At 65.2% G+C, this 23,835-nt stretch carries 22 protein-coding genes; 11 read left to right on the forward strand and 11 right to left on the reverse strand.

Annotated elements, in window-relative coordinates:
* The first annotated feature begins 5 nt into the window (after positions 1-5).
* Positions 6-881 carry a branched-chain amino acid ABC transporter permease gene (locus RCH10_RS14170; RefSeq protein WP_323496188.1) on the forward strand — a complete coding sequence of 292 codons (876 nt, stop codon included), beginning with the start codon at positions 6-8 and terminating at the stop codon, positions 879-881.
* Positions 882-891: 10 nt separating this feature from the next.
* Entirely contained in the window at positions 892-1,869 is a 978-nt protein-coding gene (locus RCH10_RS14175; protein WP_187051367.1) for a branched-chain amino acid ABC transporter permease, read from the forward strand.
* A 17-nt stretch (positions 1,870-1,886) separates the two neighbouring features.
* Here RCH10_RS14175 and RCH10_RS14180 read toward each other — a convergent pair whose 3' ends face one another.
* Together RCH10_RS14180 and RCH10_RS14185 are read right to left on the reverse strand one after the other, a co-directional pair.
* The gene (locus RCH10_RS14180) at positions 1,887-2,900 is read right to left on the reverse strand and encodes a lipocalin-like domain-containing protein (protein ID WP_409052846.1); all 1,014 of its coding nucleotides are present in this window, start codon (positions 2,898-2,900) and stop codon (positions 1,887-1,889) included.
* A 122-nt stretch (positions 2,901-3,022) separates the two neighbouring features.
* Positions 3,023-5,665, reverse strand: coding sequence for an FtsX-like permease family protein (locus RCH10_RS14185; protein WP_409052847.1), 2,643 nt, complete (start codon positions 5,663-5,665; stop codon positions 3,023-3,025).
* 90 nt (positions 5,666-5,755) lie between these two features.
* Between RCH10_RS14185 and RCH10_RS14190 the strand changes: the two genes are divergently transcribed.
* Positions 5,756-6,730, forward strand: coding sequence for a threo-3-hydroxy-L-aspartate ammonia-lyase (locus RCH10_RS14190; RefSeq protein ID WP_409052848.1), 975 nt, complete (start codon positions 5,756-5,758; stop codon positions 6,728-6,730).
* A gap of 16 nt (positions 6,731-6,746) precedes the next feature.
* On the opposite strand, the gene RCH10_RS14195 is transcribed toward RCH10_RS14190, so the two are convergent.
* The 8 genes from RCH10_RS14195 to RCH10_RS14230 form a co-directional block, all read right to left on the reverse strand.
* Positions 6,747-7,439: an aldolase gene (locus RCH10_RS14195; RefSeq protein WP_409052872.1), complete on the reverse strand. Its 693-nt coding sequence runs from the start codon at positions 7,437-7,439 to the stop codon at positions 6,747-6,749.
* 2 nt (positions 7,440-7,441) lie between these two features.
* Positions 7,442-8,731 (reverse strand): 3-oxo-tetronate kinase, encoded by a 1,290-nt coding sequence (gene otnK / locus RCH10_RS14200; protein ID WP_323502262.1) that lies wholly within the window; start codon positions 8,729-8,731, stop codon positions 7,442-7,444.
* A gap of 7 nt (positions 8,732-8,738) precedes the next feature.
* Positions 8,739-9,404: an ABC transporter ATP-binding protein gene (locus tag RCH10_RS14205; RefSeq protein ID WP_409052849.1), complete on the reverse strand. Its 666-nt coding sequence runs from the start codon at positions 9,402-9,404 to the stop codon at positions 8,739-8,741.
* Positions 9,401-10,300, reverse strand: coding sequence for a tRNA (adenosine(37)-N6)-dimethylallyltransferase MiaA (miaA, locus tag RCH10_RS14210; protein ID WP_409052873.1), 900 nt, complete (start codon positions 10,298-10,300; stop codon positions 9,401-9,403). The genes RCH10_RS14205 and miaA overlap by 4 nt, the downstream gene beginning before the upstream one ends.
* Positions 10,301-10,391: 91 nt before the next feature.
* The gene (locus RCH10_RS14215; RefSeq protein ID WP_409052850.1) at positions 10,392-11,606 is read right to left on the reverse strand and encodes a multidrug effflux MFS transporter; all 1,215 of its coding nucleotides are present in this window, start codon (positions 11,604-11,606) and stop codon (positions 10,392-10,394) included.
* Between the two features lie 129 nt (positions 11,607-11,735).
* On the reverse strand, positions 11,736-12,620 hold the full coding sequence (locus RCH10_RS14220) for an alpha/beta hydrolase (protein ID WP_187051374.1): 885 nt from the start codon (positions 12,618-12,620) through the stop codon (positions 11,736-11,738).
* Positions 12,621-12,757: 137 nt separating this feature from the next.
* Complete coding sequence (mutL, locus tag RCH10_RS14225; RefSeq protein WP_409052851.1) at positions 12,758-14,638, reverse strand: DNA mismatch repair endonuclease MutL; 1,881 nt, start codon at positions 14,636-14,638, stop codon at positions 12,758-12,760.
* Between the two features lie 48 nt (positions 14,639-14,686).
* On the reverse strand, positions 14,687-15,916 hold the full coding sequence (locus RCH10_RS14230; RefSeq protein WP_409052852.1) for a dienelactone hydrolase family protein: 1,230 nt from the start codon (positions 15,914-15,916) through the stop codon (positions 14,687-14,689).
* A gap of 131 nt (positions 15,917-16,047) precedes the next feature.
* Here RCH10_RS14230 and RCH10_RS14235 point away from each other — a divergent pair, with 131 nt between their 5' ends.
* The 8 genes from RCH10_RS14235 to RCH10_RS14270 all read left to right on the forward strand — a co-directional run bounded on the left by RCH10_RS14235 (position 16,048) and on the right by RCH10_RS14270 (position 23,321).
* Positions 16,048-16,584, forward strand: coding sequence for a VOC family protein (locus RCH10_RS14235; protein ID WP_187051377.1), 537 nt, complete (start codon positions 16,048-16,050; stop codon positions 16,582-16,584).
* 76 nt (positions 16,585-16,660) lie between these two features.
* Entirely contained in the window at positions 16,661-18,217 is a 1,557-nt protein-coding gene (locus tag RCH10_RS14240; protein ID WP_323496178.1) for an ABC transporter substrate-binding protein, read from the forward strand.
* Between the two features lie 4 nt (positions 18,218-18,221).
* Entirely contained in the window at positions 18,222-19,214 is a 993-nt protein-coding gene (locus RCH10_RS14245) for an ABC transporter permease (protein WP_409052853.1), read from the forward strand.
* Positions 19,211-20,059: an ABC transporter permease gene (locus tag RCH10_RS14250; protein ID WP_323496176.1), complete on the forward strand. Its 849-nt coding sequence runs from the start codon at positions 19,211-19,213 to the stop codon at positions 20,057-20,059. The genes RCH10_RS14245 and RCH10_RS14250 overlap by 4 nt, the downstream gene beginning before the upstream one ends.
* A 14-nt stretch (positions 20,060-20,073) precedes the next feature.
* Entirely contained in the window at positions 20,074-21,009 is a 936-nt protein-coding gene (locus RCH10_RS14255; protein ID WP_409052854.1) for an ABC transporter ATP-binding protein, read from the forward strand.
* A complete protein-coding gene (locus tag RCH10_RS14260) occupies positions 21,002-21,850 on the forward strand; it encodes an ATP-binding cassette domain-containing protein (RefSeq protein WP_409052855.1) in 849 nt (282 codons plus the stop codon). The genes RCH10_RS14255 and RCH10_RS14260 overlap by 8 nt, the downstream gene beginning before the upstream one ends.
* Before the next feature lie 15 nt (positions 21,851-21,865).
* Complete coding sequence (locus RCH10_RS14265; RefSeq protein WP_323496173.1) at positions 21,866-22,597, forward strand: SDR family oxidoreductase; 732 nt, start codon at positions 21,866-21,868, stop codon at positions 22,595-22,597.
* A gap of 52 nt (positions 22,598-22,649) precedes the next feature.
* Positions 22,650-23,321 (forward strand): DedA family protein, encoded by a 672-nt coding sequence (locus RCH10_RS14270; RefSeq protein WP_409052856.1) that lies wholly within the window; start codon positions 22,650-22,652, stop codon positions 23,319-23,321.
* Positions 23,322-23,345: 24 nt separating this feature from the next.
* On the opposite strand, the gene RCH10_RS14275 is transcribed toward RCH10_RS14270, so the two are convergent.
* Positions 23,346-23,615: a glycine zipper domain-containing protein gene (locus tag RCH10_RS14275; RefSeq protein WP_187051385.1), complete on the reverse strand. Its 270-nt coding sequence runs from the start codon at positions 23,613-23,615 to the stop codon at positions 23,346-23,348.
* Positions 23,616-23,835 lie beyond the last annotated feature (220 nt).

Below are 23,835 nucleotides of genomic sequence, written 5' to 3' on the forward strand. Positions count from 1 at the left end.
TTTTCATGACCATCTCATTGCCCGGCCTTCTGAGCCAGCTCCTTCTGGGGCTGGTCAACGGCTCGTTTTATGCCATGTTGAGTCTTGGCTTGGCCGTGATCTTCGGCCTGCTCAACGTCATCAACTTCGCGCACGGCGCCTTGTTCATGATGGGTGCGCTGCTGACATGGATGGCCCTGAACTACCTCGGGCTGGGCTACTGGCCCATGCTCTTCATCGCGCCTGTGGTGGTCGGAATTTTCGGGGTGCTTATCGAGCGCCTGTTGCTGCGCTGGATCTACAAGCTCGATCATTTGTACGGCCTGCTGCTCACGCTCGGGCTCACCTTGCTCATCGAGGGCGCTTTTCGCTCGGTCTACGGGGTATCGGGCCTCGGCTACGACGCACCGGAGCTGCTCGACGGCGCCACCAACCTCGGCTTCATGGTGCTGCCCAATTACCGCGCCTGGGTCGTCGTCGTGTCGCTGGTCGTGTGCTTCGCGACCTGGTTCGTGATTGAGCGGACCAAGCTCGGCGCGTACCTGCGAGCCGGCACCGAGAACCCGCGGCTGGTCGAAGCGTTCGGCGTCAACGTGCCGTTGATGGTGACGCTGACTTACGCCTTCGGCGCAGCGCTGGCGGCCTTCGCGGGCGTGCTGGCGGCACCCGTGATTCAGGTCACGCCGCTGATGGGGCAGAACCTGATCATCGTGGTGTTCGCGGTGGTGGTCATTGGCGGCATGGGTTCGATCATGGGATCGATCCTCACCGGCCTCGGGCTCGGCATCGTCGAAGGCTTTACCAAAGTGTTCTACCCGGAGGCATCGTCCACCGTCGTTTTCCTGATCATGGTCATCGTGCTGTTGATTCGCCCCGCCGGCCTGTTCGGCAAAGAAAAGTAAGGCGACCGGCATGAACATGAAAAAGATATCCACGATCGTCTACGGACTGTTGTTCATCGCATTGCTGTTCGCGCCGTTCTTCGGTGCCTATCCGGTGTTCGTGATGAAGCTGATGTGCTTCGCGCTGTTCGCCGCGGCCTTCAACTTGCTGTTGGGCTACACCGGCTTGCTGTCGTTCGGCCACGCTGCGTTTCTGGGCGGCTCGGCTTACGTGGCCGGCTACTCGATGAAGGCCTGGGGCCTGACGCCTGAGCTGGGGCTTCTTCTTGGCACCGTCACCGGTGGACTGCTCGGCTGGTTGTTCGGGGTGTTGGCGATTCGTCGTCAGGGCATCTACTTTGCGATGATCACGCTGGCGCTGGCGCAGATGATGTTCTTCGTTGCGCTGCAGGCCAAATTCACCGGCGGCGAAGACGGCCTGCAAGGCGTGCCGCGTGGCAAGCTGTTTGGCCTGCTCGATTTGTCGAGCGACCTCACGATGTACTACGTCGCGCTCGCGGTGGTGGTGGCGGGATTCCTGCTGATCGCGCGAACCATCCATTCGCCGTTTGGCCAGGTGCTGAAAGGCATCAAGGAAAACGAGCCGCGTGCGCTCTCGCTGGGTTACGACGTCGCGCGATTCAAGCTGCTGGCGTTCGTGATCTCTGCCGCATTGTCGGGTCTGGCCGGGTCGCTCAAGACCTTGGTGCTCGGCTTCGCGACATTGAGCGACGTGCACTGGACCGCATCGGGTCAGGTCGTTTTGATGACACTGGTCGGTGGTCTCGGTACGCTGTCGGGCCCGATCGTCGGCGCGGCCGTGGTCGAGCTGCTCGAGAACAAGATCGGCGAGTTCGGCAACCTGCTGGCCCGCCTCACGTCCATCGAGTGGTTCAACACGCTGGGCGAGTCGGTGACGATGGTCACCGGCTTGATCTTCGTGATCTGCGTGCTGGCATTCCGACGCGGGATCATGGGCGAGATCATCGCGCTGATCAAGCGCAAGTAGCGCAGCGAATCAGCGGGTCAAAGCTGGAGCGGCGCGGCGTAGCCCGTCATCTCCAGGTAGCCCCTGCCCACGCGCTTGCCCTGCGCGTCGAGCAGTTCGCTCAGGCCTTCCCAGTACACGCCGCCGGTCGCACCGCTACCGTCCAGTTCCTGATCGTCGAGCAAGGCGCGCACGGTAAACGTGCCAGCAGAAGTCTGCACGCGCCAGCGCGTCGGGTAGATCGCCTTTGTGCGCGGGCTGGTCCATGTGCTTTCGGCTTGGAACCGAACCTCGTTCTCGCTGAACGAACGCGACGCGCCGCCCTTTTGGCGCATCGAGCCGCCGGCCCACAACGCACTGCCGTCGCGACGCCGCAGATGAAAGGCGGTGAGGGCGCTGCCATCGTCCAGGTTCATGCCGATCCAGTCCCAACCCACCGCGTCCGGATGCAGCAGCGCTTCGCTGACCTCGTGGTCGAGCCAGGCCGTTCCGGTGACATCGAAGGCGCGGCCTTGCAGCGTCAGCCGGCCTTGCGCGGCGAGCTGAGGCTCGCTGTAGTAGTAGCTGGCCTGATCGGGCGAGGGCCCCTTGCGCGAGAGGCCGGCATCGCCCTGCAACAGCACCGGCTGCGTCGGTGCAAAGTGCAGGTCGATGGCGAATCCTTCAGCTGCGACATGCGCTTCGTAGGTGCCTTGTGAGTCAGGTCGACGCACCAGCGACCAGTCGCGCAGCTTGACGTCGGTGTCGCTCTGACTGGCCGAAGCGACGCCGAACCCCTCGCGCGCAATGCGCTGGTCGTGCCAGAGCTTCTTGCCCTCCAGATCGGTGATGGCGGCATGCGCGAACACGATCTGCTTGGCGGCGAAGGCCGAATTCAAAGGCTTTGCAGCATCGATCCGCGAGCGAAAAAACGTGACCTGGTAGCCGAACTCGCGACCGTCCTGCGAGCGTGCATGGCCGGTGACGTACCACCACTCTGTCGCGAGATCGGGATGGCTGCCGAAGTCGCGTGGGAACTGCAGTGTGCGGGGCGGCAACGCCCAGAGAGGCATCGCGAAAGGAACAGCGAGCGCGGCCAGTGCAGTTCGCAGCAGCGTTCGACGCGAGGGGCTCGATGCGCCTGATTGCGCTGCCGAATTTGCCGGCCTCGGAGGACTTTCCCGTCGTGTCGCCATCACCAATCCTCCTTCACCGCCAACACCGCATCCCGCCCGGCCGCCGCACGCCCTGCGAGCCAGGCGGTCACAGTGCCGGCGGCGACCACTGCCGCACACAACGCGATCAAGCGCAGCCATGGCAGCAGCAGATCCATGGTCCAGTGAAAGCTTTGCGGGTTCACCACTTTCACCAGCACCACCGATACCGCCAGCCCGAGCACCAGGCCGGCCACCGCGCCGATGCCGGTCCACGCCGCGCCTTCGCCGGCAACGATCGCCAGCACCTGTCGTCGCGTGAAGCCGAGGTGCGCGAGCAAACCGAATTCCTTGCGGCGCGCCAGCACCTGCGCGCTGAAGCTCGCGGCAATGCCGAACAGCCCGATGGCGATCGCAACTGCTTGCAGCCAGTAGGTGACGGCAAAGCTGCGGTCGAAGATGCGCAACGAGGTCGCGCGAATCTGACTGACCGACGAGATCTCGATCGGCTCGCCGCCCGCCCCACCGGCCGCGATGCTGCGCGCTGCCGATGCACGCACTGCTGCCTGCACCGATGCTTCTTCCGCGCCGGGTGCGAGCCACAGCGCGATGTCGCTGACGTTGCGGTCGCCCGTCAGCTTCTCAAAATCGCGCGCGCCCAATGTGATGGCGCCGAACTGCCGCACGTAGTCCCGCCAGATGCCGGCGACGAAGAAGATCGGTGGCATTGCCTGTGACGCGTTCGCGGCACTCCCAGCACCCGGCGCATTCGTCGTGCTCGTGCCAAACGCCTTCGACAGCGGCGCGAAGACATCTCCGGGCCTCGCCCCGTACAACTCGACCATCGCCTCGCTGACGTAGATGCCGATCTGCCCCGCCGGCACCGGCAATGCCGCCGTCATCAGCGGTAGGGAGCGGGACACGTCGTCGTCGAGGTTGCGTGCAATCAGCGTCACGGCGGGCCGCGTGGCATCGAGCAGCAAAGGTCGGGTGCGCAGCGTGCCGGTGCGCGCCACGCCCGGCACTTGCGCCAGCGACTGCACGAAGCTGGGCATGAAAGGCGCGAGATCGCCACTGCCGGAATTGCCAGCCGACGCACTTCGCACATAGAGATCGGCCGGCAGCACGACGTCGAGCCAGCGCGTGACCGAGTCACGAAAGCTCGCCACCATCACCGTCAGCGCGACGGCAAGACTCAGGCTGGCGACCACGCCGCTCACCGCGACCGCGGCAGTGCCGCGCATGCGTCGAGCGCGCTCGATGGCGAGCATCGGCAGCACGTGTTGCGCGAACAGCGGTGCGATGCGGTCGTACAACAGCGCGATCAACCAGGGCAGCGCGGTGATGCCGCCGACCAGCAGGCACGCGACCGAAAGGTACGCGGCGATCGGGATGCCGAAGATGGCGGGCGCGGTGGCCAAGGCGATGCCGAGCGCGACGAGCGCGATCGCCAGCCAGTGGCCGTTGCCAGCCGCCGGCGCTGCACCGAGCCCCTTCAGCGTCTGCGCTTCCGGCAACAACATGGCAGCCCGTGCCGGCCACCAGCCGCCGACCAGTGCAGCGATCACGCCGAGGCCGCCGTAGAGCAGCGCAGAAGGCGTGCTCCAGTGCAGGGTCGGCGCAACGCCGTCGAAGTACCCGCCGCCGAGATCACCGCCCAGCACACGCAGTGCGAAGGCGGCGAGGGCAGCGCCGAGCGCGATGCCGGCGACGCTGCCGATCACGCCCAGCACCAGCGATTCGATCAGCACCAGTTGCAAGCGGCCGCGCGGCGTCAGCCCCAGCACGCCGAGCAGCGCGAACTGCTGCGCGCGTTTGGCCACGCTGAGAGCGAGCACCGAGAAGACCAGAAACGCGCCTGTGAAAAGCGCGACCAGCGCCAGCACCGTGAGGTTGACGCGGTAGGCGCGCGACAGGTTGCTCACACGTTCGGCCGCATCGCCCGGCTCGGCGATGCGGATGCCAGCCGGCCAGTCCGGCGAGCTTTCCAGTGAGCGGATGAAGGCGGTGCGGTCGGTGCCGGTTGCGAGCCTCAAGTCGATGCGAGTGAGTTGTCCGGCGCGGCCGAACAGGTCTTGTGCGGCACCGATGTCCATCACCGCCAGTGCGCTGCCGCCCGCTGCGACGGTGCCGGCAACCTGCACGTCGCGCCATGCGCCGTTGACCGAGAGGCGCAATGCCGCAGTGCGTTCGCCGAGTGCAGCACGCGCGGCGGCGTTGAGAAAGACAGTGGCCGGCGCGAACAATGCGAACCGCGCGCTGTTGGCTGAAGGTCGCGGCAGCAGCGCGGGGGCGATGGTGGGGAGCACCAGCGCATCGATGCCGACGATGCGCAGCGGCACACGCTGTTCTTTGGATTGACCGGCCCGTTCGGACCCGCCTGTTCCTGCGAAGACCACGGTTTGAAGCTCGAGAACAGGGCTCGCGAGGAGGACCTGCGGTTGCCGCGCCACGCGCGCGTACACCCCCTCGTCGAATCCACCCTGCGCCGCACGCAATTCAAGATCGGGCTGCCCGTTGACCGAGCGCACCGCACTGGAAAATTCATCGAGCGCCGAAGCGTTGATGAGCTGCACCGAAAAGGCCAGCGCCACGCCGAGCATGACGGCCAGCACCGCGGCTGCATTGCGCCACGGGTGATGTCGCAGTTCCTGCCAGGAGAAAGTGATGAGCAGGGCCCGCATGACGCAATTGTGCCGGTCCGATATCAGGCTTGCACGGGCGCGGTTTACCGAGGGCTTCCGGTGCGTCGCTCGGTCCGATATGCTCGCCAAATGCTCCAGCTCCCGACTTATGCAGACGTGATCGACGCCGCCGCGCGGCTCGAAGGCCACGCCCACCGCACCCCCGTGCTTCGCTCTGCTACGGCAGACGCACGCTATGGCGCGCAGTTCTTTTTCAAGTGCGAGAACTTCCAGCGCATGGGCGCCTTCAAGTTTCGTGGTGCCTTCAACGCATTGTCGAAGTTCGATGCTGCCCAGCGCACGGCCGGTGCCATCGCGTTTTCGTCCGGCAACCATGCGCAGGCGGTCGCGCTGTCGGCCCGCCTGCTCGGCATGCCGGCCGTCATCGTCATGCCCAACGACGCGCCGGCCGCCAAGCTCGCCGCCACGCGTGAGTACGGTGCCGAGGTCGTGCAGTACAACCGCTTCACCGAAGACCGCGAGGCAGTGACGCGGCAGCTCGCAGAAGAACGCGGCATGACGTTGATTCCGCCTTACGACCATCCCGATGTCATTGCCGGGCAGGGCACGGCCGTCAAGGAATTGATCGAAGACACGGCCGCCGATGGCCCGCTCGACGCGCTGTACATCTGTCTCGGCGGCGGTGGCCTGAGCAGCGGCTCTGCGTTGTCAGCACGCGCGCTGGCGCCGGGTTGCAAGGTCTACGGCGTGGAGCCGGAGGCAGGTAACGATGGTCAGCAGTCGTTTCGTTCGGGGAAGATCGTCCACATCGAAACGCCCCGCACCATCGCCGACGGCGCGCAGACCCAGCACCTCGGCCAATACACCTTCGCGATCATCAAGCGGGACGTCGACGACATCTTGACCGTGAGCGATGTGCAACTGGTCGAAGCGATGCGCTTCTTCGCCGAGCGCATGAAGATGGTGGTTGAACCGACGGGGTGCCTGTCGTTCGCGGCTGCATGCGCTGCGGGTGCGGCCATCGCCGGACAGCGAGTGGGTATCGTGGTCAGCGGCGGGAATGTCGACCTGGCGCGCTACGCCGCGCTGCTGGCTGGCGACTGATCTTTAGCGCTGCGCTCTACCAAATCGCGCCAAAGCGCTCGCGCAGTTCTTCGATTTGCGCTTCATCGAGTGGTGCCGGCTTCGCGGGCCGCATGGTCCAGAGTCGCGCGGTTTCTTCCAGTTCTTCGAGCGTCGCCATCGCAGCGGCCGGCGTGTCATGCCACACGGTGGGGCCGAGCCGCTCCAGCATGACGGCACGGATCGCCGTGCGTGCAGCGTGGTAGCGCACGATGGTGTTTTCGACTGCGTCCGCGGCTTCAGTCGCGCCCGGCCGTGCGTAGCCGATCAACGGCACGCGGCCGACCTTCATCACGAAATAGGGCGTGAGCGCGGGCAGCAACTCGCGGCCTTGCGGCGCGTCGCACATGGCCCCGTCGAGCGTCAGACCGACGCAATGCGTGCTGTGCGTGTGAACGATGCAATGCGCCGGCGCCGCGGTGGCGAGGCTGGCGCCGTAGATGCGCCGATGCAGCGCGATGGTCTTGCTCGCGCGGTCGCCGCTCTGCTGCACGCCGTCTTCGTCGAGCAGCGCCAGTCGCGCCGGCTCCAGAAAACCGAGGCAGGCATCGGTCGGTGTGATCAGAAAGCCGCCTCCCTCCGAGCTATTGAATCGCACGCTGATGTTGCCCGCGGTCGCGTGCACGTAGCCACGCTCGAAGAGGCTGCGGCCGATGCGGCAGATCTCGTCGCGGGCAGTCGCTTCGTCCAGCGTCATGGCATTCCGGGTTCAAGTGAAAGCAATGAGAACGCGTGAGTGAAGAAGTCGACTGCGCCGAAGTTGCCCGACTTGAGCGCGACGTGCACGGCGCCACTCGCGGAGTGCGTGGAAGGCGCATGGCACCACGGCACACCGGGCGCGATCTGCGGACCGATGCGCAACATGGCGATATCGAGCGCCTGCACACAGGCGCCCGACGTTTCGCCGCCCGCTACCACCAGTTGCCCGACGCCGCGTTCGACCAGCCCTCGCGCTAAGGCGGCCAACGTGTGCTCGACCATTTCGCCAGCGCGTTGCACGCCCAGTTGCGCCTGCACTGCGCGCACCGCATCGGGTGCCGCGGTTGCATAGACCAGCACCGGCCCGGCTTTCAGGAGGGGCTCTGCCCAGCGCAGCGCCTCGCTCGCGACATCGACACCTTCGGCCAGGCGCAACGGGTCGATCGCAAAGGCTGCGCCGCCGCGGCCTATGAAGTCGGCCACCTGCGCGTTGGTGGCGGTCGAACAACTGCCCGACACGATGGCGCGCAGGCCGCGTGCCGGTGGCAACTCGGCCGCTTGCGGTTGTGGGGAAATGCCGAAGTTCTGCGGCAGGCCGATCGCCACGCCGGAGCCGGCGGTGAGCAGCGGCATGGCGCGAAACGCCTCGCCCATGCGCATCAAATCGTCGTTGCTGGTGGCATCGACGATGGCCATCGAAACGTCTTCACGGCGCAGTGTCTCGATGCGCGCCTTGATGGCGTCGACGCCACGCGCCACGGTGCGGTAGTCGATGAGCCCGACGCGACGCGAGGTCTGTGCTTGCAGCACGCGCACGAGATTCGAGTCGGTCATCGGCGTCAGCGGATGGTTGCGCATGCCCGACTCGTGCAGCAACTCGTCGCCGACGAAGAGGTAACCCTTGAAGACCGTCCGGCCGTTCTCCGGGAAGGCGGGGCAGGCGATGGTGAAGTCGGTGTGCAGCGCGTCCATCAACGCGTCGGTCACCGGGCCGATGTTGCCCTTGGCCGTCGAGTCGAAGGTCGAACAGTATTTAAAGTAGATCTGCTGCGCGCCTTGCGCCTGCAGCCAGGTCAATGCCGCCAGTGATTGCGACACAGCATCGGCCGCGGGCAAGGTCCGCGTCTTGAGCGCGACCACAATGGCATCGACCTCGTCGCTGAACGCCTCGTTGGGCACGCCGATGGTTTGCACCACGCGCATGCCGGCGCGCACCAGGTTGTTGGCGAGGTCGGTTGCGCCGGTGAAGTCGTCGGCGATGCAGCCGAGTGTGAGTTTGTTCATATTCGAATTAAACATCGGCACGGGCTTCTGTGTAGATGCCGTCGACCCGCAGGTGCAGCACCCGATCGGCCCGCGCCGCCGCGGCGACCGAATGCGTCACCAGCACCAGCGACGCGCCGTGCTCGCGCGTTTGCGCGAAGAGCACGTCCATGACGCGGGCCGCGGTCGTCGGGTCGAGGTTGCCGGTCGGCTCGTCGGCCAGCAGCAATGCCGGCCGGTGCACCAGCGCGCGCGCGATGGCAACGCGTTGCAACTGGCCGCCCGAAAGCTGCTGCGGCAAGCGGGCGCCGAGCCCGGCAAGTCCGACCACGTCGAGCATGCGTTCGACCCGCACCGGGTCGTTGCGGCCCATCAGCATCAAGGGCAGGGCCACGTTCTGCGTCACGTCGAGATGCGGCAGCACGTGGAAGGCCTGGAACACGAAGCCGACGTTCGCGCGGCGCCACAAGGCACGGGCGGTGTCGTCGAGCTTGCCGATGTCGGTGCCGTCGTGCGTGACGTTGCCGGCGTCCCAACTGTCGAGTCCGGCCATGCAGTTGAGCAATGTCGACTTGCCGACGCCCGATTCGCCGACGATGGCGACGAACTCGCCGCTCGCCACTTCGAGCGTGACGTGCTCGAAGACCGCCGCTTCGCCGTAGTGCTTGCCGAGGTTGTCGATGCGCAAGGTCATGCACGTCCTGCGATCCGACCGACCTGGCGCACGATCTCGGCGACTGCGCCCGGCGCATCGCAGGCGACGATGCGGCGCTTCGGCATGCTGCGCAGCCACGTCATCTGCCGCTTGGCGAGTTGCCGCGTCGCCGCGATGCCGCGCTCACGCAACTCGGCCATCGGCCAGTCGCCGTCGAGTGCTTCCCAGGCTTGCCGATAGCCGACGCAGCGCATCGAGGGCAGGTCGGGCGTCAGGTCGCCGCGAGCGCGCAGGGTGTTGACTTCATCCATGAACCCGTCGGCAAGCATGGTGTCGAAGCGCTGCGCGATGCGGGTGTGCAGCCACGCGCGGTCTTCGGTCTCGAGTGAGAAGAGGATGCCGGTGCCGATCTTCGTGTGGTCGTCTGTCATCGAGTTTTCGTTGTCCACTTTGACTGCATGAAAGTGCGAGAGCGGCAACCCGCTGGCGTGCCAGACCTCGAGCGCGCGCTGGATGCGCTGGCTGTCGGCCGGAGCGAGTCGCGCCGCAGTGATGGGGTCGACCTCGGCGAGCTTCGCGTGCATGGCGGGCCAGCCGACGTCGGCAGCTTCGGCTGCGAGCTTCGCACGCAGGGCGGCGTCGGCCGACGGCATCGCGTCGAGGCCATCGATCAGTGCCTTGAAGTACAGCATCGTTCCGCCGACGAGCAGAGGCAGCTTGCCGCGCGCGCGGATGTCGGCGATGGCGCGCTGCGCATCCTCGACGAAGGCGGCCGCGCTGTAGCGCTCGGCAGGGTCGCGAATGTCGATCAAATGGTGCGGCACTTCCGCCCGCTCAGTCGCGCTTGGCTTGGCGGTGCCGATGTCCATGCCGCGGTAGACCAGCGCCGAATCGACGCTGACGATCTCGACCGGGCGCGTGCGTGCGATGGCCATGGCGGCGGCCGTCTTGCCGCTGGCCGTCGGCCCTGCGATGGCGATGTAGGCAATGTCGCCAGCAACCAGGTCGACATCAATCAGGTCGACATCAACCGCCACGCGGTTCCCCGAACTTCTGCACCAGCGTCCAGGCGATGGCTGCGATGCAGGCGCACCAAAACCACATGCCGTAAGCCAGCGGCCGCACGGTGCCGTCCATGTGCGTGCCGAGCCAGCCGCCTATGAAGAAGGCGGCAAGCATCATTACGAAGCCGTTGAGTGCCGACGCGGCGCCGGCCGCTTGCGGAAAGGGCCCGACGGCACCCGTCTGGCCACATGGCTGATGGATGCCGTGGCCGAGCATCACCAGTGTCAGCGGCAGCACGATGGCAAAGGTGGACTGCACACCGCCTAGGGCGAGCGCGCCCATGATTGTGCCGCCGGTCAGCGTGAGCACGCCGCCCCTCGCAATGCAGCCGCGCAGGCCATAGCGGGTCAGCCAACGGCGGCACAAAAAGGTGCCGGCGATGTAGGCCAGCGAGTTCCAGAGCATCACCAGCCCGTACTGCGTCTTCGTCAGGCCGAGCACCTGGATGAAGACGAACGACGACGAGGCCAGGAAAGTGAAGAGCACGGCATAGGCCGCGGTCGTCAGCGCGGTGAACGACAGAAAGGTCGGGTTGCGCACGACGGTCGACCAGGTACTGACGAGCGTGGCTGGCCGCAGTGCATCGGGGTTGCGCCGCGTCAGCGTTTCGTTGAAGCGCAGTGCGATCAGTGCCATCGTCGCAGCGCCGAACAACGCGGGTAAAAGCAGTGCGAAGCGCCAGCCGAAACCGTCGGACACCACGCCGCCGAGCGGCGCGCACAGGCAGGCGATGATGCCCAGGCCGGTGAGCGCGCGCGACATCACGCGGGCACCTTCTGCCGGCGGATAGAGGTCGCGCACTATGGCGCGCGCCGACATCACCGCGGCACCCATCGCTGCGCCCTGCACGGTGCGCCAGACGATCAGCAGCAGCATCGACGGCGCCAGCATCGCGCCGATGGCGGCGAGGACGTAGGCCGCCAGACCCCACAGCAATATTGGCCGCCTGCCGAAGCGGTCCGACAGCGGGCCGAGCACCAGTTGCGAGCAGCCGAACGCCAGCAGCAGGGCGCTCAAGGTGAGTTGCGCGTGCTTCATCTGCGCGCCGAAACCGGTGGTCAGCGCAGGGAGGGCCGGGAGATAGAGATCGGTGGTGACCGGCTGAATGCCGAGGAGGAAGGCCAGCGTGACGACGGCCAGCGCGGGCGACATCGGCAAAGAAGCCGCGCTTTTCATCGCTGGAGCTTCGACAGCCGTCGCGGGTTTTGAATCGGCCGGAACGGCGGTGGACTGCATTGGTCCGAGGGTAACAAACGCGCCACTTCGGCGCTGTTTGAGGTCAAGCTTTCGCTTGAGCGCCGCGCGTCAGCTCTGCGGCTCGTGCAGGCTCGCCATCGTCAATGGCGGCTTCATGCGAAACAACTGCGCCAGCGCCGCGCGGTACTGCGATTCGCCGATGGAGTTGGTGTCGTGGTGCGAGCCGCCTTTGACCAGCACGAACATCTTCGGCACGGTGGCCGCGTCGTACAGCTTGCGACCGAGCGTCGGGTTGATGAGGCTGTCGGCCGAGCCGTGCACCACCAGCAGCGGCGCACCGATGTTCTTTACGCTGTCGATCGCGTCGAAGCGCTGCGTGATGAAAGGGCCGAACGGCAGCCAGCCCCACTTGAAGCTGCTCGCCACATCGGCAATCGATGTGAAGGTGCTCTCTACGATGGTGCCGCTCTCGTCGCTGACGTGCGCGGCCAAGTCGATTCCGATGGCGCCGCCGAGCGAGTGGCCGAAGATGTAGCGACGTTGCTGCGGGTGCGCTGCGGCCAGCCATTCCCAGGCCGCGCGGGCGTCCTCGCGCGCCGTTGCTTCAGATGGCAGGCCGGCCGAACTCTTGCCGAAGCCGCGATAGTCGATGGCGAGTACCGAAAAACCCAGTTCGTGCATGCGGCGAATGCGGGGCGCAGAGCCGGCGACGTTGTAACGGGCGCCGTGCAAAAAAAGCAAAACGGGGGTGTCGACCGATTCGGGCGCGCCGCCGAGCCACAGACCATGCAGGCGGGCGGGCTCTGAAGTGATATTCGATTTGAAGTCGATCCAGACGTCGGTCATGCCTTCGGTCATGGCGGCGCTGTTGCCCCAACTCAGGTCGCTAGGCTGAAAAATCCATTCGCGCTGACGCTCGTCGAGCGTCGCGCACCCGCCGGCCAACAGGGCGAACAGGGTGATGACGGCAGCAAAAAGAGACCAACGCTTCATGGGGTCGTTAGCAGACTGGCCTCGGGGGCCAAAAGTTCAACGAAAGGTTGCACGGGGGAAGCCATGCAACGCCCGTGCCCGCCTTTCGGATGACGCTGGAAAACCCTGAGAAACCAGCAGGAACTTGTCGGAAAGGGTCAGCGACCGCGCAGAAACAGCCCGTCGAGTTCGCGCACCGAGAGCTGCCGCCAAGTCGGGCGGCCGTGGTTGCACTGGTCGGAACGCTCGGTCGCTTCCATTTGACGTAACAAGGCGTTCATCTCGTCAATCGTCAGCTTGCGGTTGGCGCGCACCGCGCCGTGGCACGCCATGGTCGACAAAAGCTCGTTTTGGGCGCGTTGCACCACCGTGCTGGCGTCGTGCTGCGCCAGTTCGGCCAGCACGCTGCGCGCCAGTTCGACCGGATCGCCATCGGCCAAGGTGCCCGGCACGGCGCGAACCGCCAACGTGCGCGGCGAAAACGGCGTGATTTCGAGCCCCAGCGTCGGCAATATCGCGGCACAGGCCTCGGCCGTCGCGACTTCTTGCGGCGTGGCGGCAAAAGTCGCTGGAATCAGCAGCGGCTGGCTGGTGATCGCTGCGCCGTCGAGCTGCGTCTTGAGCCGCTCGTAGACGATGCGCTCGTGCGCCGCATGCATGTCCACGATGACCAAGCCTTGCCGGTTCTCGGCCAGGATGTAGATGCCCTGAAGTTGGGCGAGGGCGCGGCCGAGAGGCCAGGCCTCGTCGGTGGAGGCGGCGCCGATCATCGGGACGGCGCTCGCAGAAGTGCTCGCCGAAGCATATGCGGTGCGATCCGGCGATGACGATTGCAGCCAGGGCGCAATTGCAGAATAAGAGTCTTCGGCCGGCGCTGGCTGGGCTGCGCTTTGCGGCCACATCGCGAAGGCATCGCCGGCGCCCCGTTCCGCGGCGAAGTGCATGCCCGATTGCGCCCATTGCGCCGGGGCGGCCGGTGCAACCTGCCGGAAAAACGGGGCATTCACCGTCGTTGCCGCCTCACCCGCACGCGGTGCGGCCAGCGCATTCTCGATGGCGTGGCGCACCGCCTGGTGCACTTCCCGCCCATCCCTGAAGCGCACTTCGATCTTCGTCGGATGCACATTGACGTCGACCCGCGACGGATCGATCTGCAGGTACAGCGCATACACCGGCTGGCGCTGGCCATGGAGCACGTCTTCGTAGGCACTGCGCACGGCGTGTGCGAGCACCTTGTCTCGTACGAAGCGGCCGTTGACGTAGAAGAATTGCTGGTCGCCACGGGACCGCGCCGCATCGGGAATGCCCGCACGGCCCGCCACGTGCACAACGCCGCCCGTGTGATCGACCGCCACGCTGCGGGCCACGAAGTCATCGCTCAGCGCATCGCCCAGTCGCTGCTCCCGGCTGGTGGCGGCGCGCCATTGTTCGACCAGCCTGCCGTCGTGCCAGACCGCGAAGCCGACATCGGGCCGCGCAAGGGCATGGCGCCGCACGGCCTCGACGCAGTGCGCAAGCTCGGTGGCATCGGTCTTCAGAAATTTGCGACGCGCCGGCGTGGCGAAGAACAGCTCGCGCACCTCCAGCGTGGTGCCGATTGCGCGCGCCACCGGTCGCAGTTCGCCGGTGCGGCCGTCGAGTGCCCAGGCGCTGGTGCCATCGGCATTGCGCGACTGGATCGTCATGTCGGCGATCGCGTTGATGGCCGCCAGCGCCTCACCGCGAAAGCCCATCGTGCCGACGGTTTCGAGATCGCACAGGCTTGCAATCTTGCTGGTGGCGTGGCGTCGCAGAGCCACCGTCAGTTCATCGCGCGGAATGCCCTGGCCATCATCTTCGACGGCGATCAAGCGCACGCCGCCGGCGGACAGGCGCACGGTGATTTGCGTCGCGCCGGCGTCGAGCGCGTTGTCCAGCAACTCGCGTACCACCGAGGCGGGCCGCTCCACCACTTCACCGGCGGCGATCTGGCTGATCAGCTCGTCGGGGAGTTCGCGGATGGGACGGCGGGGGGCCGAAATGATGGGGAGGGCGCTCACGTCAACATTCTAGGAGCGCCCCTCGGCCGGCCTTCGCCGACCTTGTGCTCAGGCGACGTCTTTCCAGTCAGGCATCAACGCGTTCGATGGCAGCGTTTCGTCGAGTAGCTTGCGCGCCGTCTCGATACCTGCCACCGGCAGCAGTTTGGGGTCGAGCAAACCGACCTGCACCAGCACGCTGGCCTGGTCCCAGTAAATGTGCTCGTGATAGAGCTTGTTGCCGCGGAACTTGATGACCGCGAGCAGCGGCACTTCGACCCGCTTGCCCGTCGGTGCGACGCCGGGAAGCATCCACGGGATCTCCGTGGTGTGGGTGAAAGTGAACAGCATTTCGTCCACCACCTGCGTGGCGCCGACGGTGCGGGAGATCGGTGTCAGCGCCGTGTCGGGTGGGTTGCTGTTGACGAAGTGGTCGCTGTAAAAATGATGCAGCTGCTTGTAGCCCACGCCGCCCGTCATGGTCGGGATGTGGTTCACGTAAGGCTCGGCAACCATCGTACTCATCGTGTCGTCGACGTTGCGGGTGCCGAACTCGTATTCGCAATGCTTGTCCCACAGCGCCGACAAATCGTAGTGCGGGCCCATCGCGGCCTTGAGTGCGCCGATGGTGCGTTCATGCGCCATCAGCGCCGACGCCTTGTCGTAGTGCTCGCCGCCAAGCCGCGCGAACGCGTGGTCCATGCCGGGGTAGACATGCAGCGCTATGTTGGGGCGTCCCTTGAGCGTTTGCACGATCTTGTCGCGCGCTTCGGGCGGGCAAAACTTGTCGAGCTCGGCGATGTGCAGCACCAGCGGCGATTTGATGCTGTCAGCCTCGCCGAGCGCGGCGTCGATGCCCACGCCGTAGTAGCCCACGGCCACGTCGGCATCCGTGCGGCAGGCTGCCAGATAGGCCAGCTTGCCGCCGAGGCAGAACCCCAGCACGCCGACCTTGCCGGTCACCTCGGCGCGGGCGCGCAGGGTGGTGATGGCGGTCTGGATGTCTTGCATGCCCTTGGCTTCGTCGAATCCCTGAAAGTAGCCGAAGGCGCGCTGCCAGTCGGCTTCGGTGTAGCCCAACTCGACGTTGGGTTCCTGGCGCCAGAAGATGTCGGGCACCAGCACCACGTAGCCTTCTTCTGCGTAGTAGTCGGCAACGTCTCGCATGGTGCTGTTGATGCCGAAGATCTCTTGAGCGAGCACCAGGCCGGGGCCACTGCCACCGGCGGGCAACGCCAGATAGCCACGAAAACTGCCACTGCCGTCGCCGGCTTTCATGTCGATGTATTGACCTGTCATTTGATTCTCCGTAGGGGTGTGAACGAGCTCTGGTTTGAAGCTTTACGCACAGATAGTTTAGGCGTAAAGTAGTTTGGTGGCGCGAAAGCTGCTTGTAGATTGTCCATCGATCAACACGATTTCAAAAGAATATGAAACGAGGCATTCCGAGCTTGCGCGGGCAGGACCATACGGGCATCACCGTACCCGACCTGCAGGCCGCTATCGACTTTTTCGTCGACGTCATCGGCTGCGAACTGGCGACGACTTTCGGTCCGTTTCGGGACGACACCGGCAGCTTCATGGCCGACACGCTCAACGTGCACCCGCGCGCCGTGGTCGAGCAAATCGCTTTGCTGCGTTGCGGCATGGGCTCGAACATCGAGCTGTTCCAGTACAGCGCCCCCGACCAGCGGCAAGACCTGCCGAAGAACAGCGACATCGGTGGCCACCACATCGCCTTCTATGTCGACGACATCGACGCTGCTGTCGCCTACCTGAAGGAGCGCGGCGTGCGCGTGCTGGCCGGGCCACTCGCGGTGACCGAAGGACCGGCTGCCGGCCAGACCATCAACTATTTCCTGGCGCCGTGGGGCTTGCAGCTCGAGCTGATCAGCTACCCCAAAGGCATGGCCTACGAAGCCACTTCGCCGACCGTGCTGTGGTCGCCGAAATCGCCCGCCCAATAGTTTCATTTCAGTTTTAGCCTCTCGCCTTTCGCTTCTCGTCTCACCTCTCGTCTCACTTCTACTACCGGGGAATCTCATGTCCGAATTCGATCGCCGCCGTTTTCTGCAGGCTGGAGGCAGTGCCGCGCTTGCAGCGGGCTCATTGAGCGGGCTGTTGCTGACATCCGCCGAAGCCCAGCAAGCGGACACGCTCACCATTGCCTACAACGTGGGCTTGCCGAGCTGGGATCCGACCACCGGGCCGTCGGCCGTCAACCCGTCGATTCAGGGCATCTGGAAGTCGGTGTTCGACCAGTACATCGATCAGGCCGCAGACCTTTCTTTCAAGCCCGGCCTCATCAGCAAATGGGGCTGGAACGCCGACAAGACCAAGATCGAAATCGAACTGCGCCAAGGCGCGCTGTGGCACGACGGCACCCCCGTTACTGCCGCCGACGTGGTCTGGAACCTGAAGCGCGCAGGCGACCCCAAGTCGGGCAATCCGGTTGCCGGGATCATCTGGTCGAGCGTCGACAACTTCCAGATCACCGGCAACAAGATCACCGCCGACGTCAAGCAATACGTCGCCGACTATTTCAAGTGGATGGCCTTCTTGACGGGCTTCATGATCCCGCAGGCTTACTACGAGAAGGCCGGCGCCGCGGGCTTCGAAAAGAAGCCCATCGGCTCGGGCCCGTACATGATCGAGGAGTTCGTGCAGGGCTCGTTCGTCAAGCTCAAGGCTTTCGACAAGTACTGGGGCGCCAAGCCCGCGTTCAAGAACGTGACGATCAAGTTCGTGACCGACCCGAGCGCGCGCGTGGCCGAAATCGAAACCGGAAAATCAGACATCACGCTGGGTGTCCCGTTCGAAGAGTTCGACCGCCTGAAGGCGCTGCCGCACCTCACCGGCGTGAGCTCGCCCATCACCGACATCGCAATGCTCTTCATCACCGACGTCGAGCCGATGCTCGACGAGAACGTGCGCAAGGCGGCGGTGTTCGCGGTCGACAAGCAGGCCATCGTGAAGCGGCTGCTGCGTGGATACGGCGTGGTCATCGACACTTTGCAGGCGCCGCAGTACGCCGCCTTCGATGCGACCACCAAGGTCAAGTACGACCCCGAACTGGCCAAGAGCCTGCTGGCCAAATCGGGCTACAGCGTGGCCAAGCCGGTCAAGTTCAAGATCCAGACGACGCGCGGCTATCTGCCAAAGGACTACGAAACGGTGCAGGCCATCGTCGGCATGTGGCGCAAGGTCGGCATCGAGGCCGAGATCGAGGTTTACGAAATCGCCAAGCATTTCGAGCTGCGCCTGAGCCACAAGCTGGCGCCGATGGCCTTCTACAACTGGGGTGACGCCATCGGCGACCCCAATGATTCGACCGGCTTCGCCATGTTCGGCCCGAGCCCGCACTCCGGCTGGAAGTCCAAGGAAGTCGACGCCATGATCGGCCCGCTGTGGGGCGAGAAGGATGAAGCCAAGCGCATCGCCGGCTGGAAGAAGGTCGACAAGTACATCGCCGATAACGCGCTCGTGTTGCCGCTCTACCAGCAGGTGCAGACCATTCTCTTCAAGAAGACGCTGGCAGTGAAGCCGCATATGGCGGGTTACCTGCTCGCGCAGTCGGTCGGCAAGGCAGCCAAGGCTTGACGGCATGCCGCTGAAGCGCCTGTTGTGGGCGCTGCCCACGCTCTTGGGCGTGCTGGTGGTGGTGTTCGTGTTGCTTCGGGTGGCGCCGGGCGACCCGATCGCGATGATGATCGGTCCGGGTGCGACGCCCGACGACGTCCTCGCCCTGCGTGCGCTGTACGGCTTCGACAAGAGCCTGTCGGCGCAGTTCTTCATCTACCTCGGCCAGGCGGCCCTCGGCCACTTCGGCCAGTCGATCACGCTCAAGCAGGACGTGCTCGATCTGGTGATGGTGCACCTGCCGCTGACGCTCGAGCTGTCGGCGCTCGCGCTCGGCATTGCCGTGTTGCTCGGCGGTGCGGCGGCGCTGGCGGCGGTGTCGTTTCGCGGTAGCTTGCTGGAGCGCGGCATCGACGTCGCGACGGGGTTCATCACCGCCATCCCTGACTTTTTATGGGGCCTGGCCGGCATTCTTTTTCTGGGCGTGCTGCTGCCGGTGCTACCCGTCTTCGGCTTGCTCGATTCCAGCCTGCGCTTCGATTCGGTGACCGGCTTCGTATTGCTCGAGAGTCTGGTGCGCGGACGCTTCGATGTATTGGGCTCTGCCCTGTATCACATGCTGTGGCCAGCGCTGTCGTTGGCCTTGCCGCTGGCCGCGATGATCGCGCGCGTGCTGAAAGCGTCGCTGCTCGAAGTGCTGGCGCAAGACTACATCCTGGTCGCGCAGGTCAAGGGCTTCAGCCCGTGGCAAGTGCTGTGGCGCGAGGCGCTGCGCAATGCGCTGGGCCCGGCGCTGACGCTCACAGGCGTGCAGTTCACCTTTCTCATCGGCGGTACGGTGCTCATCGAGCGGCTCTTTGGCTTGCCCGGCCTCGGCAACATGGCGATCGATGCCGTCATCAACCGCGACTTGCCCTTGATCCAGGGCATCGTGCTCACCTTCGCGGTGCTGTTCATCGCCGTCAATCTGGCGGTCGACGTACTCAACACCCGCATCAACCCCAAGCTGCGCACATGAGCTTGCACGTAGCGATGCCTCATTTTCAAAAGCGCGTGTGGGTCGGCGCGAGTCTGCTCCTGTTGATGCTGGTGTGCGCCGTGTTCGCCCACTGGATCGCACCGCACGATCCCTTGGAGCAAGACCTGATGGCGTCGAGCCTGCCGCCCGCGTGGAGCGCCGACGGTGATGCGGCGCACTGGTTCGGAACCGACAGTCTCGGGCGCGATATCTTGTCGCGGCTCATCTACGGCGCGCGGCCGGCCATGACGGTGGCGCTGGCCGGCGCCACGCTGGCGGCGCTCATCGGCACGGTGCTCGGGCTTTGGGCGGGCTTCTACGGCGGCGTGATCGACACGGTGGTGTCACGGCTGGTCGATGTCTGGATGTCGTTCCCGGCGGTGCTGCTGTCGATCGTGCTGGTGGCCGTCATCGGTACCGGGCTGACCTCCGTGGTGCTGGCGATCGCCATCATCGACTGGACGCGTTTTTGCCGCGTCGTGCGGGCCGAGGCGCAAGTGCAGGCCAGCCTCGACTACGTGACCTCGGCGCGCACCATCGGCCAGTCGCGCGCGTCTGCGTTGTGGCGCGAAGTGCTGCCTAACGTGGTGCCCTTGCTGCTCACGCTGTTCACGCTGGAGATGGGCATCGCGGTGGTCATCGAGGCCATCCTGTCGTTCGTCGGGCTCTCGGTGTCGAGCGATATGCCGACCTGGGGCGGACTGGTGCAGGAAGGTCGCCTGTACGTCAACCAGACGCCATGGCTGCTCGGCCTGCCGATCGGCGCCATCGCGGTGACGGTGCTGGCGTGCAATGCGCTGGGCGATGGATTGCGCGAATCGCTCGATCCCCTGCTGTCTAAATAAGAACGACAAGCGACATGTCCGCCTGCCTCGAAATCGACAGTCTTCATCTGGCATTGCGCGCAGGCCGCAAACGCGCGGCGCGCCTGATCCTGCGCGGCATCGACCTGCACATCGCGGCGGGTGAGGTGCATGCGCTGGTCGGCGAATCGGGCGCTGGCAAGAGCATGGTCGGGCGCACCGTGCTCGGCATCACGCCACCGGGTATCGAGGTGGTGGCCGGCAGCGTCCGCTTCCAAGGGCTCGACTGGCTGGGGCTGACGGCAGCGCAACGCCGCGTCCATCTGGGCCGCGACATCGCGTTGATTCCGCAAGACCCGCTGACCGCGTTGAATCCCGGTCACACCATCGGTACGCAGATCAACGACGTGCTGCGACTGCACCTCGGTTTCGATGACAAGCAGGCGACGGCGCGCGCCATCGAACTGCTCGACTCGGTGCAGGTGCGCTCGCCGGCCACGGTCGTGCGGCAGTACCCGCACGAGTTGTCCGGTGGCATGCGGCAACGCGTGCTGATCGCTATCGCGTTCTCGTGCAAGCCGAAGCTCATCATTGCCGACGAGCCGACCACCGCCCTCGACGTCACGGTGCAGCGCGAGGTGTTGCGTCTGCTGCGCGACCTGCAGCGCGACGAAGGCGCTGCCGTTCTTTTCATCACGCACAACCTCGGGCTGGTTGCCAAGCTGTGCGACTCGGTCAGCGTGATCCATTCGGGTCGCATCGTCGAATGCGGCGATGTACGCAGCATCATCGAGACCCCGCGCACGCCCTACACGCGCTCGCTGTTCGCGGCGACGCCGCGCTACGACCGGCCGGCAGACACGTTGAAGCCGATCGCCGAAGAGGTGACGGATACGCTCTGGGCCTCGGCGCACAGCTATGACCAGAGCTGGTTCGCGGCGCGCGACACAGCGAATCCGGCAGCCCGTCGCGCGGAGACGCCACATGTCTGAGCCACTGCTCGATGTTCGCGGGCTGAGCTTGTCGTTGCCCGACCGGTCGACCCGTCGCGCGTTCGGTAAGCCGCCGCTTCGGCAGATTCTTCACGACATCGACTTGCAGGTGGCGCCCGGCGAATGCGTAGCGCTGGTCGGCGAGTCCGGTTCGGGCAAGACGACGCTGGCACGCACGGTGCTGCGACTCTATGAACCTCAGCAAGGTGACATCGTTTTTGCAGGCCGAGAGACAACGCACATGAGCGAGCTCGAGTTGCGACCGCTGCGCGCGCGCATGCAGATGATCTTTCAGGACCCACTCTCGGCGCTGAACCCGCGACGGCGCGTCGGCGAGATCGTAGTGCAGCCTTTGTTGAGTTATGGCCGCCTCGGCGCAGCGGCGACGGCGGCGGCACTGAAAGAAAAGGCGCGCGCATTGCTGCAACAGGTGAGCTTGCCGCCGGAGTTCGCGACGCGCTTTCCGCATGAGTTGTCGGGCGGGCAGCGTCAGCGGGTCGGCATTGCACGCGCCATTGCGCTGGAGCCCGATCTGATCGTCGCCGACGAGATCGTTTCGGGCCTCGACGTGTCGACGCAAGCCCGCATCCTGTTGCTGCTGCGTGAGTTGCGCACGCGACTCGGCATGGGCATGATCTTCGTCACCCATGATCTCTCCGTGGTGCGAGTGCTGTGCGATCGCGTGGTCGTGATGCGCGAAGGCCGTATCGTCGAAGAAGGACCGACGGCCGACGTTTTTGCGAACCCTCAGCATCCGTACACGCAAGCACTGCTCGAAGCGATTCCGTTGCCGGAAATCGATGCGAGCTGGCTGGCTCGCACCAAATTCGTCGTCAATTAACCAAAGGAACCGTCCATGGATCTGCATCAAGCAACCGCCCTCGTCACAGGCGCCAACCGGGGCCTCGGCCGCGAACTCGTTCAAAAGCTGCTGGCGGCCGGTGCACCCAAGGTCTATGCCGCGGCGCGCGACACGGGCGCGCTCGCCGACCTCGTGGCGGCGCATCCCGGCAAGCTGGAAGTGATAACCCTCGACATCACCAATGCCGAGCAAGTCGAGGCGGTGCGGGCGCACTGCGGCGACGTGAACTTGCTCATCAACAACGCAGGGGTCAACCGCGGGCAGGGGTTGATCGCGGCCCAATCGCTCGACCATGCGCAGGCCGAGATGGCGACCAACTACTTCGGCACGCTCGCGATGTGCCGCGCCTTCGCGCCGCAGCTGGCGAAGGGCGGCGCCATCGTCAACGTGCTGTCGATCCTGGCGAAGGTGACTCTGCCGGCGATGGGTTCGTTATGCGCCTCCAAGGCCGCGGGGCTGCGCATGACCGAAGGCGTCCGCGCGGAACTCGCGGCGCAAGGCACGCATGTGATGGCGGTGATGACCGGCCCAGTCGATACCGACATGAGCCGCGATTTTCAGGGGCCAAAATCGTCTACGGCCGAGGTTGCGAACGAGGTGATCGAAGGCCTTCGTCGTGGTGACGAGGAGGTCCATCACGGCGACATGGCCGCTTGGATCAACGGCGTCATCGGAGCCGACCCGAAAAGCATCGAGCGCGAACTCGCCAAGTACCTCCCGGCCTGAATTTGCTGCCCGTTAGGCGGGCGCCGCGGCGCGCACCGGATAATCGGCCGCCATGGAATTCATCAGCTACCTCGTCGACTTCGTTCTGCATGTCGACAAGCACCTCGAGACCTTCGTCGTCGCCTACGGGCCGTGGGTGTACGCATTGCTCTTCGTCATCGTATTCGTGGAGACTGGCGCGGTAGTCATGCCGTTTTTGCCAGGCGATTCATTGCTGTTCATCGTCGGCGCGTTGTGTGGCATCGGCTTGATGAGCTATCCCCTGGCGTGCGGGGTGCTGGTCGCTGCGGCCATCCTTGGCGACCAGTGCAATTTCAGCATCGGGCGCTACATCGGGCCCAAGGTTTTTCAGTGGGAGAGTTCGCGCTTGTTCAACCGCAAAGCCTTCGACCAGGCGCACGGTTTTTATGAGCGGTACGGTGGCATCACGATCATCCTTGCGCGCTTCATGCCATTCATTCGCACTTTTGCGCCCTTCGTTGCAGGCGTGGCTGAAATGAAGCGAGGAAGTTTCACCATGTTCAACGTCGTCGGCGCGCTGATCTGGGTGCTCAGCATCACCACGGCGGGTTACTTTTTTGGCAACTTGCCGTGGGTGCGTGAACATCTCGACAAGATCATCTGGGCCTTGATCTTCGTGCCGGGACTGCTGGCGATCTTCGGCGCGTGGCGCGCCGGCCGTGCAGAGAAGGCGCGGGCCGCTGGTGCTCAGGCCGAGGCCTGAGCGGGCCGTGCAGCCGGTAGTGCCTCAGTAGCGGGGGCCGTTGTTCGGGTAGTACCCGCGATTGGCGTTATTGCGTTGGTCGGAGTTCTTGCCCACTTCATTGCCGATCAACCCGCCGATGGCGGCACCGCCGACCGTGGCGGCGGCGTTGCCGCCGATCGCGTTTCCAAGAAGTGCGCCGCCCACCGCGCCGCCTGCAACGCCCAACTGCTGATTGGGGCCTGTGCCGGCACAGCCAGACAAAGCCATCACCGACGTTGCGACGGCCGCCGCGATCCAGATACGTGTTTGCATGATGTCCACCTTAGAGTAGTAGTGCACTCAACTTAGGCAGCCGCGTGCATGCGGGCTGTAGGTGACCGCCCCGCAAGGTTGCGCGCAACAGCGACCGATCGATGCGCGATAACGACCCGCTGCACCTAGGGATGGTCTGCATAAGTCCACCGCAACATCTGCTTGAACGTTGACCACAGATGAGTCAAATCAGCCTTGGCACCAGTGGGTTCGAGCTCTC

Source organism: Variovorax sp. GrIS 2.14 (genome assembly GCF_046115955.1).
Taxonomy (GTDB): Bacteria; Pseudomonadota; Gammaproteobacteria; order Burkholderiales; family Burkholderiaceae_C; genus Variovorax.

Excerpts from the sequence above, each read along its gene's own strand:
- RCH10_RS14245 (WP_409052853.1), top strand. The coding sequence starts at position 18,222 with ATGCCGCTGAAGCGCCTGTTGTGGGCGCTGCCCACGCTCTTGGGCGTG.
- miaA (WP_409052873.1), bottom strand. The coding sequence starts at position 10,300 with ATGGCCATCGCACGCACGCGCCCGGTCGAGATCGTCAGCGTCGATTCG.
- RCH10_RS14180 (WP_409052846.1), bottom strand. The coding sequence starts at position 2,900 with ATGCCTCTCTGGGCGTTGCCGCCCCGCACACTGCAGTTCCCACGCGAC.
- RCH10_RS14240 (WP_323496178.1), top strand. The coding sequence starts at position 16,661 with ATGTCCGAATTCGATCGCCGCCGTTTTCTGCAGGCTGGAGGCAGTGCC.
- RCH10_RS14175 (WP_187051367.1), top strand. The coding sequence starts at position 892 with ATGAACATGAAAAAGATATCCACGATCGTCTACGGACTGTTGTTCATC.
- RCH10_RS14190 (WP_409052848.1), top strand. The coding sequence starts at position 5,756 with ATGCTCCAGCTCCCGACTTATGCAGACGTGATCGACGCCGCCGCGCGG.
- RCH10_RS14250 (WP_323496176.1), top strand. The coding sequence starts at position 19,211 with ATGAGCTTGCACGTAGCGATGCCTCATTTTCAAAAGCGCGTGTGGGTC.
- RCH10_RS14235 (WP_187051377.1), top strand. The coding sequence starts at position 16,048 with ATGAAACGAGGCATTCCGAGCTTGCGCGGGCAGGACCATACGGGCATC.
- RCH10_RS14230 (WP_409052852.1), bottom strand. The coding sequence starts at position 15,916 with ATGACAGGTCAATACATCGACATGAAAGCCGGCGACGGCAGTGGCAGT.
- RCH10_RS14275 (WP_187051385.1), bottom strand. The coding sequence starts at position 23,615 with ATGCAAACACGTATCTGGATCGCGGCGGCCGTCGCAACGTCGGTGATG.
- RCH10_RS14270 (WP_409052856.1), top strand. The coding sequence starts at position 22,650 with ATGGAATTCATCAGCTACCTCGTCGACTTCGTTCTGCATGTCGACAAG.
- RCH10_RS14260 (WP_409052855.1), top strand. The coding sequence starts at position 21,002 with ATGTCTGAGCCACTGCTCGATGTTCGCGGGCTGAGCTTGTCGTTGCCC.
- RCH10_RS14265 (WP_323496173.1), top strand. The coding sequence starts at position 21,866 with ATGGATCTGCATCAAGCAACCGCCCTCGTCACAGGCGCCAACCGGGGC.
- RCH10_RS14255 (WP_409052854.1), top strand. The coding sequence starts at position 20,074 with ATGTCCGCCTGCCTCGAAATCGACAGTCTTCATCTGGCATTGCGCGCA.
- RCH10_RS14205 (WP_409052849.1), bottom strand. The coding sequence starts at position 9,404 with ATGACCTTGCGCATCGACAACCTCGGCAAGCACTACGGCGAAGCGGCG.
- RCH10_RS14220 (WP_187051374.1), bottom strand. The coding sequence starts at position 12,620 with ATGAAGCGTTGGTCTCTTTTTGCTGCCGTCATCACCCTGTTCGCCCTG.
- RCH10_RS14185 (WP_409052847.1), bottom strand. The coding sequence starts at position 5,665 with ATGCGGGCCCTGCTCATCACTTTCTCCTGGCAGGAACTGCGACATCAC.
- RCH10_RS14170 (WP_323496188.1), top strand. The coding sequence starts at position 6 with ATGACCATCTCATTGCCCGGCCTTCTGAGCCAGCTCCTTCTGGGGCTG.
- otnK (WP_323502262.1), bottom strand. The coding sequence starts at position 8,731 with ATGAACAAACTCACACTCGGCTGCATCGCCGACGACTTCACCGGCGCA.
- RCH10_RS14215 (WP_409052850.1), bottom strand. The coding sequence starts at position 11,606 with ATGAAAAGCGCGGCTTCTTTGCCGATGTCGCCCGCGCTGGCCGTCGTC.